This window comes from Cobetia sp. QF-1 (assembly GCF_002213105.1).
GTDB lineage: Bacteria > Pseudomonadota > Gammaproteobacteria > Pseudomonadales > Halomonadaceae > Cobetia > Cobetia crustatorum.
Genome location: NZ_NBVS01000011.1, coordinates 91,047 through 108,678, shown reverse-complemented (window position 1 = coordinate 108,678; position 17,632 = coordinate 91,047). Strand labels below are relative to the sequence as shown.

The window sequence follows — 17,632 nt, the reverse complement described above, 5'->3', positions numbered from 1 at the left end:
CGCCAACCGCAGGGCCAACGCCAACAAGGAAATATCTCATGAAGAAACATCTTGCCAGCTCCATCAAGACAGCCATCGCCACCACCGTCGTGACAGCGGGTCTAGGACTTGTGACCACCCAGTCGGCCATGGCCGACAAGATCGCGCTAGTCGTATCGACACTGAACAATCCGTTCTTCGTCAGCCTTCAGCAGGGCGCCAAGGACAAGGCGGCAGAATTGGGCCACGAGTTGATCGTGCTGGATTCCGGCGATGATGCAGCGCGCGAGTTGTCCAATGTAGAAGATGCCCTGTCTCGTGGTGTCGATCTGCTGCTGATCAACCCGACCGATTCCGATGCCGTCGTTTCCAGCGTGCGCACCGCCAATGGCCGAGATGTACCAGTGGTGACACTTGATCGCAGCGCCAATGGCGGGCATGTCGCGGCCCACGTGGCGTCCGATAATGTTGCGGGTGGCAAGCTGGCCGGCGAGTTCATCGCCGACAAGCTTGAGGGCAAAGGCCAAGTCGTTCAGCTGGAAGGCGTCGCTGGGGCCTCCGCCACGCGTGATCGTGGTGAAGGCTTCATGAAGGCCATTGAAGGTAAGTCGGACATCAGCCTGGTCGCCAGCCAGCCGGCCAACTTCAACCGCACCCAAGGCCTCAATGTGATGGAGAACCTGCTGCAGGCACATCCGGAAGTGAACGCTGTATTCGCACAGAATGACGAGATGGCACTTGGTGCTCAGCGTGCATTACAAGCAGCAAACAAGGACATCCTGTTGGTCGGCTTTGATGGCACCGATGAAGGTATCAAGACAGTCAAGGCGGGCAAGATGGATGCGACCGTCGCTCAGCAACCGGCACTGATCGGTAGCCTGGGGGTCGAAGTGGCTGACAAGCTACTCAAGGGCGAGAAGGTCGAAGAGACCACCGCCGTGCCGCTCAAGTTGATTACCCAGTAAGCCCGATCGGCGCCCATGGCAATCAATAGCAGTGATCGAACGCCGGCCTTGAGTCGGCGTTCGTATTTGGACAATGAGCATGCCTCGCCTCTCCCGCCAGAATTTCAAGGAACCGTAACGTGATTCGACTCAAGGATGTGGCAGCACGCGCGGGCGTATCAGTAACGACGGTCTCACATGTCGTCAATGCCACGCGCCCGGTGGCCAGTGCCACCGAAGTGCGAGTGCGTGATGCGATTGCCGCGCTGGGCTATCGCCCCGACAGCGTAGCGCGGGCATTGAAATCCAATCGTAGCCGCACGCTAGGGATGATTGTCACCAGCGCACATAACCCATTCTTTGCCGAGGTCATTCGTGGCGTCGAGGACCGCTGCTACCAGGCAGGTTATAGCTTGATCCTGTGCAACAGCGACGATATCGATGACAAGCAGCTCAATTATCTGGCCACGCTTCGCGACAAGCGCATCGATGGCCTGGTCGTGATGACAGCCAAGAATGGTGCGGGCTTTCTCGAGGCGCTCAGCGCACTGCCTCTGCCAACGGTCATGATGGACGCCGATCCACAACCGGGCTGGGATATGACGGTAGTCAATGACGACTCACATCTCGGCGGACGGCTGGCCATCGAGCATCTGCTGGCACAAGGCATTGAACGCATCGCACTATTGACTGGCCCCACGGACCACGCCCGCTCGCGCGAGCGTCTCGCCGGCGCCATGTCCGCGTTATGTGATGCCGGGCAGGGACTGCCTGAAGACTGGCAAGTCGCGACAGAGTTGATGCTGGCCGATGGTCATCGCGCCGCTCATCTGCTGCTGGCCAATCCCGCGGATCGCCCTGAGGCGATATTTGCCTTCAATGATCTTCTGGCGCTCGGCTGTCTGCGCGCCGCACAGGATATGGGCATTCGCGTGCCGGAAGACCTCTCCATCATCGGCTATGACGATATCGAGATCAGCGCCTACCTCAGTCCAGCGCTGACCACCCTCCGCCAGCCGATCTACGCGCTCGGCACTACCGCTGTAGATCAGCTGATTGCTCGCCTGGAGGGCGCTCCCTTCCCGGGCCAGACACAGCTGGCACCATCACTGGTGGTACGCGATAGCGTCAAGCTCGCCACTCCAGCGTAAAGGCAGCCCCATCGCGACAGGCCTTGTGACGACAGACCTCGTTATGACAGCCCTGTCTCACGATGAGTGAGCAGGAAACCATTGCATGCACGTAATTCTCTTCCCACAGCATCCATACTGATTTGATATCAAATATATCAATTATCAACATTTCTCTTATAAATTTCCTGACCCTAGACTGTCCGTCATTCCCCATCTGTGCCCCTTGCTCAAGGGCGCGCGGGACACGACATCAAGGACATGACATGGTCAGCGCGACACCTTTGAGAGAGACATCCCCAATAGAGACCCAAACGCCACCGGCGATAGGACGCGCGCTATTACTGCTGATGGCCATTGCCGTCGCCGCCACCGCTGCCAATCTTTATTACAACCAGCCGCTACTGGCCGAAATGGCCGCCTCACTGGGTCTGAGCCAAGGCACTATCGGCCTGATACCGTCTGCGACCCAGTTTGGCTACGCCGCCGCTATCCTGCTGATTTCGCCTCTGGGTGACACCATGGACAGGCGCGTACTGATCCGTAATCTATCGATCACCCTGTCACTGGCCTCACTGGGCGTCTTTCTCGCGCCCAGCTTCTGGCCGTTGCTGGTCGCAAGCTTCGTCGTCGGACTCGGCGCCAACATCACCCAGCAGCTGATTCCGCTGGCAGCATCGCTGTCGACACCCGAAACACGTGGCAAGGTGATTGGTACGCTGATGACAGGCCTGACCATCGGCATCCTGCTGTCTCGCACCTTGAGCGGTACCATCGGTGAGTACTGGGGCTGGCGCAGCGTCTTCCTGGTGGCAGCCATCATTGCCGTGGTCATTGGTGTGCTGCTACATCGCCATCTGCCCAGCCAGAAAGCCTCGGTCAGCATGGCGTATCCGCAGTTGATCAGCTCGATGCTCACCCTCGTCAAACGTCATGCCTTGCTACGTGAATCGGCACTGACCGGCGCACTGTGGTTTGCAGCATTCAATGCAATGTGGGCCACGCTAGCCATTCACGTCACCGATGCGCCCTTCAGCTACAGCGTTCAACAGGCAGGGTTGTTTGGCATCATCGGACTGGCCGGCATCTTCGGCGCCAAGGCAGCAGGTCGTCTGGTCAACCGTGTCGGTGCTGGTCGTTTGATCACGCTGGCGTTGCTGATGGTGGTTGCTTCCTTCGTGGTACTGGCGCTCTGGGGCGATAGTCTGGCCGGATTGATCGTGGGCATCATCCTGCTGGATCTCGGCGTCTTCGGTGCGCAGATTCCCAACCAGGTACGCGTCTTCTCGATTGATCCCAAGGCGCAGAGCCGCATGAACGCCGTCTATATGCTGGGCTATTACCTGGGTGCAGCAGCGGGTTCTGCCATCGGCGTCAAGGTGATGAGTCTCTACGGCTGGGAGGGTCTGTCCATCTTCGGCCTGGCACTGGCCGCTGCCGCGCTGCTCCATCACGGCATCAAGCAGCGTCGCGATCCAGCGGTGACTTCAAAGGCGTGAGCCGGATGGCCTTGCGAAGTGACGAGGACGATTCTTGCGTGGTGAGCTCCCGGAAGCTAGTGGCCTGAAATGCCAGCGTAATTCAGGTAGACTCTGCGCGCCATTTCGGTGCATGCGCAGGGTCTGTTCAGTGCGATGCAATACGAAGTGGTACGCGATTCAAGGCCTGCGATCTGGGCAAGAACCCGTCAAACCTTCGAGATCCACATGAAGCTCATCGTTAAATTAATCCTCGGCATCATTGCCGGTCTGCTGATCGGCCTGATGGCTCCGGATGTTCTCGTCCGCATCGCCCTGACGGCGAAGATCATCATCGGCCAGCTGATCAACTTCACCATCCCGTTGATCATTCTGTTCTACGTCATGAGCGGCATCGCGTCGCTGCCGAAAAATTCCGGCGCCATGCTGGGCCGCACTGTCGGCATGGCGTACGGTTCGACGATTCTGGCCGGCATCCTGGCCTTCCTGGTGGCCAGTAACCTACTGCCGGGCATGCTGTCGGGCATGGCACCGGTCGCAGAGGGCCGCGAGGCACTGGCCCCCTTCATCGATCTCGAAATCCCGGCCGCGTTGCCGGTGATGACAGCGCTGGCCCTGGCCTTTGTATTCGGCGTGGTGATCAGTCGACGTGAACTGTCGACACTGAAGAGCGCCGTCTTTGAATCACGTGAAGTCGTCGATGTCTTCCTCAACCGCGTGATCATTCCACTACTGCCGCTCTTCATCGCAGGTACCTTTGCCGAGATGGCCTATGAAGGCCAGGCGCTCTCCACACTGGATACCTTCTGGAAGGTATTGATACTCGCAATCGTGATGCATTGGGTCTGGCTGAGCGCTGCCTACCTGATGACAGGCCTGTTGCAGCGTCGCTCGCCACTAGGTCTGTTACGCAACATGCTGCCGGCCTACCTGACGGCACTGGGCACCATGTCATCGGCAGCGACCATACCTGTCAGCTTGCGTCAGACCAAGGCCAATGGCGTGAGCGATGAGGTGGCCGATTTCAGCGTGCCGCTGTGCGCGACCATTCATCTGTCCGGTTCCACCATCACCATCGTGACCTGCGCCACGGCTGTGATGATGATGAGCCACAACCTGAACATCGCGAGTGTCGGTGAGATGGTGCCCTTCCTGATCATGCTGGGCCTGACCATGATTGCCGCTCCCGGTGCGCCGGGCGGTGCCGTGATGGCCGCGCTGGGTGTGCTGGGCAGCATGCTCGGCTTCGGCGAAGCGGAACTTGGCCTGATGATCGCGCTGTATCTGGCGCAGGACAGCTTCGGTACCGCTACCAACGTCACCGGTGACGGTGTCATCGCGCTGTGGGTCGATCACTTCGCGCGTCGCGATGGTGTCGTGTCGAAGAAGTCACCTGAGTGCCTCAACACGGCCGAGTCAGCCAGCAATCGCTGATTTCTGGCACTCGCTCCCGGGCTAGTACTCACACGCCCCATCAACCTCCCCTCACTCATGTGGCGGGAGGTTTTTTTGACCCACGACAGCACGCACGGACAACCTCGTCTCAGCGACAAGACGCCGCAACGAGGCCTCTGCCGCTGACAGTCACACTCCAAACGTCTACCATAGCCGCCATTCATGGCCACCATTCGTCCCGTTGCCGGAGTGCACGATGTCCCGTTCCTTTCTGTCCGTTCCCTCCCATCTATCAAAGCTTGGTCTGGTGGGTTCGCTGTTGCTGGGCGCCCAGTCCGCCAATGCGCTCGAGATTGGCATGCCGACAGATGCCGGTGTCAGCGCAAGCCCCAGCGTAATGCTCGCAGCGCAAGGCAGCCTGTCATCACCGCTGACACTCAAGGAATTTGCCAACACCCAAGCAGTCGAGCAAGGCCTGGCCGATGGCTCACTGGATGCTGTCTACGTCACACCACAGATGCTACGCGAGCTGATCGACCAGGGACTGACACTGCGCGTACTGGATGGCGCAGACCTTGATGATGTCAGCCTGGTCGCACGTGATGAGTTGATCCGCTATACCAAGCTGTTCGAGCCTGCCGAGATGCTGATTCGCTTCCTCAACGACACCACACGCGCCATGCGCGTTGCGATGAAGGATGATGACGCCCGTTCACATCTGGCGCTCAAGCAGTGGGTCGAGGTCAAGGTGGGTTCCAGCATGCAGCTGGTCAGCCCGCGTTCGTTGGATGAGCTGGAAGGCGATGAATACGCCGGTGATGCGCCCAAGGCGCTGGTCAACAGCCGCAAGATTCACGCAGCCTTCCTCAATGGAGATGATGCTACACGTCTTATCGCAATCCACCCGCTATCCAAGGATTGGCTACCACGCGCCAACATGCTGGACCTGCCGCGCATGTTGCTGATCAGCCTGGCCGATACACAAGACGCGACACTGAGCCGTGAACTGGACCAACTCGCCGTCGAACATGCGCGCGTGCAACATGCGCTGCACGACGACGAGCCCATGAAGGTCGCCTTTATGCTGAAGCAGGCCTGGCCTGCCGAGGCCGGTGAAGCACCGAGCCTACCGCGCGTGGTCCATGCACTGAACGGCCATTCGATTCCAGCCGTCGACATGCGCAAGGCACTCTCTGATTGGCTTGATCCCAAGGACAGCGATCAGCCAGCGGTCACCTGGCCTGACATCGCTACACCTCCCTCGCAGACAAAGGCTGAGGCGGCCAAGGGCTGACACTCATTTTCAAGACATAAAAAAACCCGCCATCTGCTATAAAGAGCAATTGGCGGGTTTTTCATGTCGCGAGTGACAGCATTCGATGATGCGTCTGACCAAACAGATGGCCGCCAATCATGCTTCACAGGAGAAGCTGACAGCGGCCAATCGATACTGAAGGGCCATCATCGACATCCGGTACCCATCAAGCGATACCGAAAGGTCTATCTCAGGCGTCGAGCGCTTCAGTGATCTGGGACTGAGCCTTGGGGCCAATACCCTTCACTTCTGCAATCACGCCATCAGCGTGCGCCTTGCGTACCTTGGCAACGTCATCGTAGCCAGCATCCGTCAGGGCGCGGATAGCAGCAGCGTTCAGACCGAGGTCTTCAAGCGTTGCTGCATCTTCTTCAGTCTGCCCGTCTTCAGCAGAAGCACCCATCGGCATCATGCGAGACTGGGCAATTGCCTGCTCGCGCGCCAGACGTGCCTTGTACTGGACCAGCTTCTGATTGAATTCGTGTTCAATCTGCTTGCGATGCTTGTCAGAAGCATTCGCCTTTTCGCTGAGACGCTCATTACGCGCGCGCAGCTCCTCAACTTCTTTCTTGGCCTTGTCACGGGCACTACGGAGCTTGTCGGCTTCCTTGGCAGCTTCACGCAGCTGACGTTCCAGCTCCTTGATGCGGGCATTCTGGTCTTGCTTGGTGTCCTGCTCCTGAAACAGGGATGCAAGCTGATCGTCAAGAGTGGCGTCGGTCATACTGCTATGTTGCCTCGAATAATTGGTAAAGAGCTAAAGTCTGGGCGCACATTCTACCGCAGTTCTTCAGTTTGTGCTGCATTTGCACGCAACCCGCACGGCATGAATGCGAAATAGGGGACTACGTGCTGCAATTTTACCCCAACTTCGCGATAGCGCCAGTGCGAGATGCACCTAAAAGTGATGTGAGCACGACAGACCGGCGCTCATCGAGTGAGCACCGGTCGGTGGCACTTACTCGCCGCGCCAGTCTTCGAGCTTATCGCTCAGCTGCTGACGGCGCGTATCCGGCGTTGCCAGTGTCTTGGCTTGATGACCTTCGCCGAAACGGTTTTCCAGGTAGTCCATCAGATTGATCAGCTCATCATCGGTCAGGCTGGTGTCAAAGGCCGGCATGAAGACGCTGTGGCCATTGTTCTCACGTTGCACACCATTGAGAATGGCCTGCGCCAGATTATCCGGATAGACGCTGCCGGTAACACTGTTGTGGAACAGTGACGGATAGTAGCCATCCTGCGTACCCGCACCATCAGCACCGTGACACATGGCGCAGTGGCCCAGATACAGGCGCACGCCAGGCGTGGCCTCTGTCAGCTGACCAATGAGGTCCTCGTCATCCGGACGCTTGTCCAGCGGCTGACCGCGCAGCAACAGCACATCGTCAGCCGGCGCGCCCTGATTGAAACGAGTCGCGACCTGCGGGGTATCTTGCGAGCCCTTGTCGTCGGCCTGCTTCTCAGAGGACTTCGCAGCTTCAGCCTTGCGATCGTCATCATTGACCGCTTCGCCCTGCTCGCCCTTGCCATTCAGCGCCGGCAGCGACTTCAGATAGACCGCCATCGCGTTGAGGTCTTCGTCAGTCATATGACGCATGGAGTGGGTGATGACATCCGCCATCGGACCACCTGCCTGCGCCTTGCCCTTCAGGTTGCCGGTCGAGAGATAGGTGACAATATCCTGCTCGCTCCAGCTGCCCAGGCCATCCTTGATGTCTGGCGTCAGGTTGAAGGCGCGCCAGCCTTCAATCATCGCACCACCGAGGTAACCCTCCTCATCGCCAGTCAGCGCCTTCTCCTGGAAGGCGAGGCCGCGCTCAGTGTGACAGCTGCCACAGTGACCCGGCCCCTGCACCAGATAGGCACCGCGATTCCAGTCAGCACTCTTGTCTGCGGTATCCTGCCACGGCTCCAACGGCGAGAAGATCTCCTCCCACAATCCCATCGGCCAACGCATGTTGAGCGGGAACGGAATCTCGCTTTCACGATTCGGCGTGCTGCTCGGCTCTACATCATGCATGTTCCACGCATACAGCGCCTTGATGTCGTCATCCGTCAGGCGCGCGTAGGATGGGAACGGCATCGCCGGGTAGAGATTATGGCCATCAGCGGCTTCACCTTCGCGCAATACACGGGTGTATTCCTCAAGGGTGTAGTTACCAATACCGTGCTCAGTGTCCGGTGTGATATTGGTGGAGAAAATCTCGCCGACCGGTGTCTCGAACGTGAGGCCACCTGCGTAGTCTTCACCATCCTCGGTCGTGTGACAGGCGGCACAGTCACTGGCCTGCGCCATATAAAGGCCTTGCTTGATCAGCGCTGAGTCACTGGTTGCTGCCTTGTCAGCCTCAACCTGCTTGGCATGCTCATCTTCACCGTTGCCACAACCACTCAACAGCAGCGTGCTGACACCGGCAAATGCCGCAAGACGAATGGCGCTTCCCAGATGGCGATGCGTAGGGCGGACCATCAGGCGTTTCTTGGCAATACTCTCATCATTCACGGCGTTACGACCTGGCTGGTCCATGCTCACATTTCCTGTTCTAGCTGATCGGCGATACGGAGAGACAAGGCCGCGATGGTCAGGGTGCAATTGACCGACCCAACGGTCGGCATGCAGCCGGAGCTGGCGACAAACAGGTTGTCATGGCCATGCACACGGCAATCGCGGTCCACCACGGACTGCTTGGGGTTGTCTCCCATCAGGGTCGTACCGCAGATATGCTGGTTGTTGGAGAATTCGTCACGGAACGCGATGTCCGTGCCTCCCATCAGCTGAGCGATACGTGCATATTGTTCACGGGTATGCACGGCGCTGCGCTTGACGTAATCATCTATAGCATAACGGAATTCTGGCCTTGGCAGGCCAAGTGCGTCACGTTTTTTCGACGGAGTGATGCGATTGCTCGGCTCCGGCAGTAACTCATGGAAGCTATCAAACTGCACAAAGCGGCTAGCACGATTATCGATCTGTGCCTGCAATTCGGCGCCAAGACGCAGCGGTGTTTCGGACAACACCTCCGTCGTCATCTGCTGTGTACGCGCCATGTTCGAGAGATGCAGCTTCTTGGAGGAATATTCACTGCGGAAGTCACCATCGCGCCAGGTAATGATCGAGGTCATCTCCTGCGGACCACGGCCGGCCCAGAGCGTTTCATCCGCCAGGAAGCTGACGCCAGTCCCCGGGTGGTCCATCAGGTGACGGCCCACCATGTCATTCTGGTTGCCCACGCCGTCCGGTGTATGTGCATTCACCGACATCTGCATCAGCTTGGGCGTCTCGATGCCATTGGCTGCCAGTACGACACGCCGCGCGCTCAGGCGGTGCTCCTTGCCCGCGGGGTCGAGATAGCGCACTTCTCGGATAGTCCCGCTCTCATCACTTTCCAGATGATGGACAACGGCATTATCAATCAACTTGGCGCCCGCGCGTTCAGCCTTCTCAACGTGGATGATGCCGGAATACATGGCCCCAATCGGACAGATCGGCATGCAGTTATTGTTGCCACAGCAGGTTGGGCGATCGTCATACGGACGACTATTGCGCGCGACCGGCTCGGTGACCATATCGAAACCGTGGGGGTTGATGCGATCACTGACGCGCTGCTCGTTCCAGGACAGCGGCAACGGCGCCATCGGATAGTCAGCACTTCGCGGGCTACCGAGATCGACATCGTTCGGCCCCCAGACACCCAATGCCACTTCTGCGCGAAAATAATAGGACTCAATGTCCTCATAGGCGATCGGCCAATCCAATCCGACGCCGTATTCGCTTTTCAGGCGAAAGTCGCTGGGCAGAAAGCGCCATGCGGACGCCGCCCAATGCCAGGTCGTGCCGCCAACGGCACGGATATATTGCGCGTCATATGGGTGTTCGCCCTTCTGCACCAGATAATTGGCATTCTCGCCGTAAAGCATCGGGTGAGGCGCGGCCTTGCTGGCCGGATAAGGGCCCATGAAGTCCATCTTGTCGGCCTGATTGCGGAAGCGCTCGACAATTTGCCAACGCTGCATGCGAGGGCCAGCCTCGAGCATGATCACTGATTTTCCAGCTTCGGCAAGCCGGTGAGCAATCAGGGCGCCAGCGACACCAGAACCGACGATGATCACATCGGCATCGTGCGAATGGGATTCCGCAGCCATGCAGGTTTCTCCTCAGGGGGACATCTTTTAGTGCGTAGGCCTTGAGCGGAAACTTCACGTCTCAAGGGGGCAGCAATAGGGAATAACGGTCCGGCATTTGCTGAAGCACTTATCTCAGGCACTGATTCTCAAGTGCTTGCTCTCAAGTGCTTCAGCAGCGCACGGCATACGCCCGATCAGATCGACAGTGTCAGGACTGATGATCCAGGGCGCAGTCAGCAGACGGCATCACTCAGGACGCTGCGTCCAGAACCCCGGCTGGTTGGGGCAATAGGTGCGGATGACCTGCACATCGCGCGGGCCGGCATACATGGCGGCGTACTCATAGGTGATCACTTCGGCAGCCGGGTCATCAATCGCCGTGCCGACAGTGCCCAGCATCCATGCCTGAAGCACCCGTCGCACCAGCTGCATCTCGGACGCCTCAAGATCATCATCCTTCAGATAGTCACGCGCTTCGCCAAGTGCCAGCAGCTTTTTCTTCAAGGCTGGCAAGCTGCCCATGCCGGGCACATTGGTGGCGGGAATGCGTACCATCGCCTCAAAGAAGCGCTGCCCCAGACGCTCATCCAGCGTCTTGTCGCTCAATAGCCAAGCTGACAAAGTCATGAATGCCGAGAAGGCAGAGGCATCCGTCGCATCAGCGGATGCTTCCTCTGATGAGGCGACACTGGCCGCCAACGCGGACAGTGACAGGCTGGAAAGTGCCGCCACACCCACTCCCGAAATACCTAGCTTGAGCAGATGACGGCGTGACGGACTCGCGGGAGTAGCGCCGTGGGGCTCGCCGTGATGATCAGTCTGTCGCCTTGAGACCTGGTGCGGAATACGCTCTTCACATGTGGGCATGCGACTCTCCGAAGAATGAAAACTCGATAACGAGCTTGCGATATACCCTCAGGTAGCCACGCAAATATTAACGATGTATGAATGGAGACAACTGTCTCCTATTAATAGACAAAGGTCTAATTAATAATGCTTTTCTGCTTTAGAAATCTCATAGGCTGCCTGACAACACACCAAATAGCATGAGAGGAAGTATAGGCAGATGCCACAAGCGCCACCCTGGAGCGACGATGCTCTTTGCTCACAGACATGTCGGTTACCACTGACAGTTTCCTGAACCCCGCCAGCCCAGTAGGATGGCGCTATCAAGGTGGCCCTTGTGACTCGCTGCGTCCATCAGCCGCCATCGGTACATCATCTTCTTCGAGGAAGGCCCATCATGCTTCGCCAATTGCGTACTCCCCTTGCCCTGCTGCTCTGCACGGCAGCACTTGCCGGTTGCGAAAGTGCCACGCGCATTGCCGACAGCATCTCCATGCCCGACTTCGGCATCACAGAGCCCAGCGAGCAACGCGTCGAGCGCACGGTTGCCTTCCCTGAAGCCGAATACGCCGAGCTTGAAAAGACCGGCAGCTCCGCCATCAAAGGCCGCATGTCCTACGACTGGCAGGGCCAGACGGTCTATGCCAACGGCGATGGCATCTCGGTCGCGCCTGTCACCACCTATTCGGCAGAAGCGGCTGAACTAGCCCTATCTGGCAAGACTGTTGAACGCGCCGACTCCCGTGCTCAGGCGTATACCCACATCGTGCGCACTGATAGCAATGGCTACTTCAATGCCACTGGCCTGCCCTCTGGCACCTTCTATGTCGCAGGCGTCATCAAGCTACCCGATGGCACCCGCAGCCCACTGATACTGAGCCAGGTTCAGGTAGGCCGTGGCCAGACCCGCAGCATCGAGCTGAGTCGCTGACAGCATTCTCACTCCTGATCTCACTGCCACTAGCACGGCTGCTCTCATTCGCATTCACCGCCTGACGATGGCCACAGCACCATGACGACACTCTCGCTGCGAGCCTATACCTCGCAGGCCACCGTACATGACCATGAGCAGCACCAGCTGGTGCTGCCGATTCGCGGGCATCTCGATATCCAGGTCGGCAGCCATCAGGGCACGGTGGTCACCGGGGAGTGCGTCATCATTCGCCCCGGTGAATCGCACCTGTTTCATGCCAAGGATGCCGCGCGCTTCATCGTCGCCGATCTCGACTCTCTGCCCGACAACCTCGCGGCGTCTCAGCGAGTGGTGTTCTCGATCAGCACTCTGCTGATGAATTACCTGCTGTTCCTCGAAGCCCAGCTGCAGGGTGAGGTAGACAGAAATATCGACCAGCTGTCGATCGCGCTGTTTCTCGGCTTGCTGGAGAAGCAGACCTGCGATCATCGAGTCGATCGGCGACTCCTGAGAGTCCTGGATACCATGAAGGCACAGCTTGACCAACCCCACGACGTCGCATCACTGGCCAGGCTGGCTCACTTGAGCCCGACCCAATTCCACAAGGTGTTTCGCGACAGCCTGGGGATCAGCGTCAAGCAGTACCTGACTGCAAGACGCATGGAGCGCGCCCGTGCCCAATTGATCCATACCGACCTGAGCGTCCAGCAAGTCGCCGAGGCCGTCGGCTACCAGAACCTCTCCGCCTTCTCGCGACGCTTTTCCTGCTATTTCGGGCAATCCCCGCGTGAGATGACACGCCAATATTCCAGCCTCACGCCAGCGACTGATTGAGATGTCTGCCTGAATTCTCGTTTTCTCTGACGTATGGGCATATGACGCTTTGCTTCTCTCGGCAGGTCAGAGCGTAGTTTCAGCACAATATCTTTCCGCAATGAAGCGTAATCTCGTCTTCACCGAGACACACTTCATTGCGAGTCACCCACCATGCAGCACTCCTTCTCCCATACGCCCTTGGGCCCTGCCCTCCAACGCCAGGTCGGCAACCTCTCCGTCCTCACGGCAGCCTTGTTATGGGGCACGACCGGTACCGCCGCCCACTTCAATCAGGATGTCAGTCCACTGGCGACCGGCGCCTTTGCCATGGGCTTTGGTGGCATATTGCAGGCAGTGCTATCGCGCAGAATCCTGCGCGCTGAGCTAGCCACACTGCTCGTCCACAAGCACCTCATCCTGTGGGCTGCGCTCTTCATCATCGTCTATCCCCTGGCGTTCTATTCCGCGATGGAATACACCGGTGTGGCGATGGGAACCGTCATCACCATTGCCACGGCACCGTTGGCGGCAGTCATCCTGGAGTATGTGCTGGACCGCAAGCAGGTCAGTGCACGCTGGTATGCAGCGTTGATGCTGGGCATGGTCGGAGTGGGCCTGATGGCCATGGGCGAGACACGCCTTCCTGATGCATCAATGCCGGCAGATGCCACTGGCTTCGCACAGGAAAGCCACAAGCTCATCGGCATCGGGCTGGGAATACTTGCCGGCGTCAGCTACGCCACCTACTCCCTGCTAGCACGACGCATGATGCTGTTGGGCATCCACCGGCGCGCGGCCATGGGCGCGATGTTCGGCATCGCAGGAGTGATGTTGTTGATCGGCCTAGCGATCAGCTGTCTGTTCATCAATCCTCGCCTGTTCGCCACGCCGGTGAACGCCACGGTCGCTGTGTACATGGCATTGACCCCGATGCTGTTGGCCAGCTTGATCTTCGGGCGTGGACTCGCCTGCGTGCCCATCAGTCGGGTCACCGTACTGACGATGTTCGAGCCGCTGGTCGCCGGCCTGCTGGCCGTCATCGTGGTAGGCGAACAATTCACGCTGATGGGTGCCGTCGGCATGGTGCTGATCATGACGTGCCTGATGCTGCAATTGCGTTCGCAGACGTCACAGGCCGCGATGACAAGGCATCAGGCAGAGCCTGGGGCATTGAACATTCATGATACCTCGTCACATTGAGCGAAAGTGGTTTTAGCACACTTGTTGGCCAAGGTACCGACCAGACTATCGGCCATGATTAAGCCGCAGTATTGACATGAAAAGGGCAGCAGAATGACAACGGCACACTCCAATATTGCAGCACCTTCAAGGTCCACCGACATGGGAAGCCTCGCGGTACTGTTTGCCGCGCTGCTGTGGGGCACCACTGGCACGGCAGCCCACTTCAATCAGGATGTCAGCCCGCTGGCGACTGGCGCCTTTGCCATGGGCGTCGGTGGCATGCTGCAGGCATTGATCGCACGCCCCAACATTCTGGGGTGTCTGGAGCTGCTGTTGGCTCAGAAACGGCTGGTGTTGCTCGGCGCAGTCTGTGTCGTCATCTATCCGCTGGCCTTCTACTCCTCCATGCATCTGGCAGGCGTCGCCATTGGCACGGTGATCACCATCGCGACGGCGCCACTGGCAGCGGCGATTCTCGAGCGCCTGTTCGGCAACCACCGACTCACGCTGAGCTGGTATATCAGCCTCGCGCTGGGCATAGCCGGCGTGGTGATGATGGCGATGGATGAAACAGCCAGTCATGGAGTCACCGTTGCCCCAGCCAGTGAGCTCAATGCGAGAGGTGAGCCCAGCGAAGAATGGCAACGGCTGGCCGGTATCGTGCTGGGCATCATCGCCGGCGTGACCTACGCCGCCTACTCCCTGATCGCACGACGTATGATGGACCGTGGCACCCACGCACGCGCTGCCATGGGTAGTCTGTTCGGCGTCGCCGGTATCGCGCTGATCGCAGGTCTAGGGTTGAGCATGCTGTTTTCCGACCCACGCCTGTTCGCTACGCTTGGCAACACCAGCGTAGCGCTCTACATGGCACTGGTGCCGATGTTCCTCGGCTATCTCGCCTTCGGCTACGGTCTCAAGACCATCGCCGCCAGCAAAGCCACGTTGCTGACATTGTTCGAGCCACTCGTGGCTGCCCTGCTCGCCGTTACTATCGTCGGAGAGCATATCGCCCCACTCGGCTGGCTCGGCATGGCGCTGATCGCCGTGTGCCTGGTGATTCAGGTGAAGCCGAAAACAGCCTGAAAAACACGCCCTGCTCAGTAAAGATTCCCGAGGTACAGAAAGCAAAAAGACCCAGCCTGACAATCAGGCTGGGTCTTTTCATTGCTGCGCAGATACCTTGCTGGCTCGGACAACCATCTAATCGGTGCGCTAGCTGGAGACCAGCTCGCCGGCATCAGCTTTCGGCGTTATGCGACATACACCCTTGGCATCCTGCGCGTAGGCACGATGGCGCACATCCCAGAGCTCCACGGCGTGCTTGATATTGAGCCAGAACTCCGGCGTATTGCCCAACGCAGCCGCCAGCTTGATCGCCATCGGAGCCGTCAATGTCCCCTTGTCGTGCACGATACGGCTCAGCGTATTTCTATGAACCCCCATCGCCTCGGCTAGAGTACGAATGTCGATATTCATCGGCTCCAGAAACTTTACCGCCAACATCTGGCCTACCGTCAAGGGACGCCGCTTGGTATTTCTCATGACTGCCACCTCCTCTAGCCCTTGTAAGCATACGGGTCTAGATATGTATCGTGGGCAACACCCTCTACCCAGCGAAAGATCAATCGATACTGTTTGTTGATGCGAATCTAACACCAGCCTGCGAGATTACCCTGGAGATGCTCAAAGCGATTTCCTGGTGGAATCCTCAAGTCAGATTCCTGAGTCGCAGCATCGAGGATCTGTACCTTGCGATACCATCATTCTATGCACAACGACACTGTGCATAAAGTCTATCTGCAGCCACAAAAAACGCCCAACAAGTCCATGGCTCATTGGGCGATTCGTGTTCACCATCTCTTCAGTAAAGGCGTTCAGACACTTATGCAGCGGTCTTGTTGGCGAGCTCGACCTTGGAGAGCTTGAGCAGTGCGCCATAGACGACGAAGGCGACCACGACCCCGACAACTGGCGGCATGAAGGGCGAAGCCCAGGCACACAGGCAGGCGATGGCATAGGCCGCAAGGCCAGGCCAGTGATAATCAACCTGTGACATCTCGGCGAGACGCGGATATTTGCCACGATGACCAAGCCAGAAGTTGGCCATGATCACGCCACCGATCGGCGGAATGAAGGTACCGAGCAGAATCAGGAACGGGATCAGCCATTCATACATGCCCAGCACAGCCAGCAGCGTACCGATGGCGGCACCTACCAAGGTGACACGTTGGCGATGCGGGGTGCGCAGCAGGTTGCAGCCGGCAATCGCGAAGTTGTAGATGGTGTTGTCCTGCGTGGTCCAGATATTCAGGAACAGCATCAGTACGGCGAGACTCACCAGCCCCTGAGCAATCATCACATCGACGATATCGGCCTGCTGATAGATCATCGCGCCGAGCGCGCCCGTCAGCACCATCAGGCCATTGCCGACGAAGAAGGCCGCCAGCGTCGCGATCACGGCGATACGTGGTGTGCGAGCAAAGCGGCTCCAGTTGGTCGCTTGCGTCCCACCACTGATAAAGGTGCCGATGACGGCGGTGATGGCAGCCGTCCAACTCATGCTCTCGCTCGGGACAATCGAGGCCAGTCCTGACATGCCGCCGATATCGACCATGCCGGTATAGAGGCTGAACAGGATGAACAGCAGCATTGCCGGGACAGCAAGACGTGACAGCATGTCCAACCCGCGATAACCGATCATGGCGGTCAGACAGAAGGCGAAGCCAAACACCACCATCAGTGGAATGGTCAGCCACTGTGGCAGTGACAGCGTCTTGACCAGCACGATGGCAATGGTCGCGGTACCCCAGGCGTACCAGCCAATCTGAGTGAAGCCGAGTACGATGTCCGACAGGCGGCTGCCCTTCTGCCCGAAGCACAGGCGACCCATCAACACCGAATTCAGGCCACTCTTGCAGGCGATATACGCCAACGCCGCCGCATAGCCGCCCAGCAGCAGATTGCCGATCACGATGATCCAGACAAGCTCGCTGAGGGCAAAGGCGGAACCAAGACTGCCACCGGCCCACATCGTCGCAGTGAAGAAGGTGAAGCCGAGCAGTACCATCGAGGTGGACAGCAGGCCACGACGTGCCGAGCTTGGCACTTCACTCAGGGGGTAGTCGTTGCCAGCCTCTGCCGCCATCGACGTGGCAGCGTGGGAAATGTGGTCAGCCATGAGAGGGTTCCTTGGTGGCTTGATCGCCGCAGCGTCGAGCCTTGTAGTGGTGAGTCCATGACATGTCTCGACAACGCCCGGAGCCTCGTCGCTCAGGCTCCCTGGTCGCGTCAACGCGGAGCACGATATCAGATGGCAAGAATCGGGCCACCCTTGCGTTTCCGCCGTCAGCCCCCGCCGCAACACTGGCCACAAAAGCTGTCTCTAGCGTCAAGTTGGCAAGCCTTCTGCTCGCCGAAAATAATCTTCCTCGTGACAACAGCGTAGAAAACCGCCAAGCCAAAGAAGTGGCATAAACCGATCAACATGGAGGGGAAATGTGCCGATT

At 58.5% G+C, this 17,632-nt stretch carries 16 protein-coding genes; 9 read left to right on the top strand and 7 right to left on the bottom strand.

The genetic code is table 11. The annotated features are described in order from the left end of the window. Window positions 1-38: 38 nt before the first annotated feature. The 5 genes from rbsB to CFN46_RS15925 all read left to right on the top strand — a co-directional run bounded on the left by rbsB (window position 39) and on the right by CFN46_RS15925 (window position 6,220). Window positions 39-944 (top strand): ribose ABC transporter substrate-binding protein RbsB, encoded by a 906-nt coding sequence (gene rbsB, locus CFN46_RS15945; RefSeq protein WP_088744135.1) that lies wholly within the window; start codon window positions 39-41, stop codon window positions 942-944. A 119-nt stretch (window positions 945-1,063) separates the two neighbouring features. Further along, window positions 1,064-2,074, top strand: a complete 1,011-nt coding sequence (locus tag CFN46_RS15940) for a LacI family DNA-binding transcriptional regulator (RefSeq protein WP_088744134.1) — start codon at window positions 1,064-1,066, stop codon at window positions 2,072-2,074. 245 nt (window positions 2,075-2,319) lie between these two features. Further along, window positions 2,320-3,552, top strand: a complete 1,233-nt coding sequence (locus CFN46_RS15935) for an MFS transporter (protein ID WP_088744133.1) — start codon at window positions 2,320-2,322, stop codon at window positions 3,550-3,552. 207 nt (window positions 3,553-3,759) lie between these two features. Continuing rightward, entirely contained in the window at window positions 3,760-4,965 is a 1,206-nt protein-coding gene (locus CFN46_RS15930; protein WP_088744132.1) for a dicarboxylate/amino acid:cation symporter, read from the top strand. 217 nt (window positions 4,966-5,182) lie between these two features. After that, entirely contained in the window at window positions 5,183-6,220 is a 1,038-nt protein-coding gene (locus CFN46_RS15925) for a hypothetical protein (RefSeq protein ID WP_024952220.1), read from the top strand. A 211-nt stretch (window positions 6,221-6,431) separates the two neighbouring features. Here CFN46_RS15925 and CFN46_RS15920 read toward each other — a convergent pair whose 3' ends face one another. From CFN46_RS15920 to CFN46_RS15905, 4 genes are all read right to left on the bottom strand, one after another. Next, window positions 6,432-6,965, bottom strand: coding sequence for a hypothetical protein (locus CFN46_RS15920; RefSeq protein ID WP_088744131.1), 534 nt, complete (start codon window positions 6,963-6,965; stop codon window positions 6,432-6,434). 234 nt (window positions 6,966-7,199) lie between these two features. Next, on the bottom strand, window positions 7,200-8,768 hold the full coding sequence (locus CFN46_RS15915) for a cytochrome c (RefSeq protein ID WP_217897850.1): 1,569 nt from the start codon (window positions 8,766-8,768) through the stop codon (window positions 7,200-7,202). Window positions 8,769-8,770: 2 nt separating this feature from the next. Continuing rightward, a complete protein-coding gene (locus tag CFN46_RS15910; protein ID WP_088744130.1) occupies window positions 8,771-10,384 on the bottom strand; it encodes a GMC family oxidoreductase in 1,614 nt (537 codons plus the stop codon). 228 nt (window positions 10,385-10,612) lie between these two features. After that, the gene (locus CFN46_RS15905; protein ID WP_088744129.1) at window positions 10,613-11,233 is read right to left on the bottom strand and encodes a sugar dehydrogenase complex small subunit; all 621 of its coding nucleotides are present in this window, start codon (window positions 11,231-11,233) and stop codon (window positions 10,613-10,615) included. 376 nt (window positions 11,234-11,609) lie between these two features. Between CFN46_RS15905 and CFN46_RS15900 the strand changes: the two genes are divergently transcribed. The 4 genes from CFN46_RS15900 to CFN46_RS15885 all read left to right on the top strand — a co-directional run bounded on the left by CFN46_RS15900 (window position 11,610) and on the right by CFN46_RS15885 (window position 15,209). Next, window positions 11,610-12,143, top strand: coding sequence for a hypothetical protein (locus tag CFN46_RS15900; protein ID WP_024952216.1), 534 nt, complete (start codon window positions 11,610-11,612; stop codon window positions 12,141-12,143). Window positions 12,144-12,224: 81 nt separating this feature from the next. Beyond that, window positions 12,225-12,959 carry an AraC family transcriptional regulator gene (locus CFN46_RS15895; protein ID WP_024952215.1) on the top strand — a complete coding sequence of 245 codons (735 nt, stop codon included), beginning with the start codon at window positions 12,225-12,227 and terminating at the stop codon, window positions 12,957-12,959. A 153-nt stretch (window positions 12,960-13,112) separates the two neighbouring features. Continuing rightward, window positions 13,113-14,141: a DMT family transporter gene (locus tag CFN46_RS15890; protein WP_088744128.1), complete on the top strand. Its 1,029-nt coding sequence runs from the start codon at window positions 13,113-13,115 to the stop codon at window positions 14,139-14,141. A 141-nt stretch (window positions 14,142-14,282) separates the two neighbouring features. Further along, window positions 14,283-15,209: a DMT family transporter gene (locus CFN46_RS15885; protein WP_254918523.1), complete on the top strand. Its 927-nt coding sequence runs from the start codon at window positions 14,283-14,285 to the stop codon at window positions 15,207-15,209. 129 nt (window positions 15,210-15,338) lie between these two features. Here CFN46_RS15885 and CFN46_RS15880 read toward each other — a convergent pair whose 3' ends face one another. From CFN46_RS15880 to codB, 3 genes are all read right to left on the bottom strand, one after another. Continuing rightward, on the bottom strand, window positions 15,339-15,668 hold the full coding sequence (locus CFN46_RS15880; protein WP_088744126.1) for a HigA family addiction module antitoxin: 330 nt from the start codon (window positions 15,666-15,668) through the stop codon (window positions 15,339-15,341). Between the two features lie 107 nt (window positions 15,669-15,775). Next, entirely contained in the window at window positions 15,776-15,868 is a 93-nt protein-coding gene (locus tag CFN46_RS17760; protein ID WP_254918525.1) for a type II toxin-antitoxin system RelE/ParE family toxin, read from the bottom strand. 140 nt (window positions 15,869-16,008) lie between these two features. Further along, window positions 16,009-17,304 carry a cytosine permease gene (gene codB, locus CFN46_RS15870; RefSeq protein ID WP_024952211.1) on the bottom strand — a complete coding sequence of 432 codons (1,296 nt, stop codon included), beginning with the start codon at window positions 17,302-17,304 and terminating at the stop codon, window positions 16,009-16,011. Between the last annotated feature and the right edge of the window lie 328 nt (window positions 17,305-17,632).

Coding starts and splice junctions, on each gene's coding strand:
- CFN46_RS15880 (WP_088744126.1), bottom strand. CDS start 15,668: ATGAGAAATACCAAGCGGCGTCCCTTGACGGTAGGCCAGATGTTGGCG.
- CFN46_RS15925 (WP_024952220.1), top strand. CDS start 5,183: ATGTCCCGTTCCTTTCTGTCCGTTCCCTCCCATCTATCAAAGCTTGGT.
- codB (WP_024952211.1), bottom strand. CDS start 17,304: ATGGCTGACCACATTTCCCACGCTGCCACGTCGATGGCGGCAGAGGCT.
- CFN46_RS15935 (WP_088744133.1), top strand. CDS start 2,320: ATGGTCAGCGCGACACCTTTGAGAGAGACATCCCCAATAGAGACCCAA.
- CFN46_RS15890 (WP_088744128.1), top strand. CDS start 13,113: ATGCAGCACTCCTTCTCCCATACGCCCTTGGGCCCTGCCCTCCAACGC.
- CFN46_RS15885 (WP_254918523.1), top strand. CDS start 14,283: ATGGGAAGCCTCGCGGTACTGTTTGCCGCGCTGCTGTGGGGCACCACT.
- rbsB (WP_088744135.1), top strand. CDS start 39: ATGAAGAAACATCTTGCCAGCTCCATCAAGACAGCCATCGCCACCACC.
- CFN46_RS15910 (WP_088744130.1), bottom strand. CDS start 10,384: ATGGCTGCGGAATCCCATTCGCACGATGCCGATGTGATCATCGTCGGT.
- CFN46_RS15915 (WP_217897850.1), bottom strand. CDS start 8,768: ATGGACCAGCCAGGTCGTAACGCCGTGAATGATGAGAGTATTGCCAAG.
- CFN46_RS15900 (WP_024952216.1), top strand. CDS start 11,610: ATGCTTCGCCAATTGCGTACTCCCCTTGCCCTGCTGCTCTGCACGGCA.
- CFN46_RS15895 (WP_024952215.1), top strand. CDS start 12,225: ATGACGACACTCTCGCTGCGAGCCTATACCTCGCAGGCCACCGTACAT.
- CFN46_RS15930 (WP_088744132.1), top strand. CDS start 3,760: ATGAAGCTCATCGTTAAATTAATCCTCGGCATCATTGCCGGTCTGCTG.
- CFN46_RS15905 (WP_088744129.1), bottom strand. CDS start 11,233: ATGCCCACATGTGAAGAGCGTATTCCGCACCAGGTCTCAAGGCGACAG.
- CFN46_RS15920 (WP_088744131.1), bottom strand. CDS start 6,965: ATGACCGACGCCACTCTTGACGATCAGCTTGCATCCCTGTTTCAGGAG.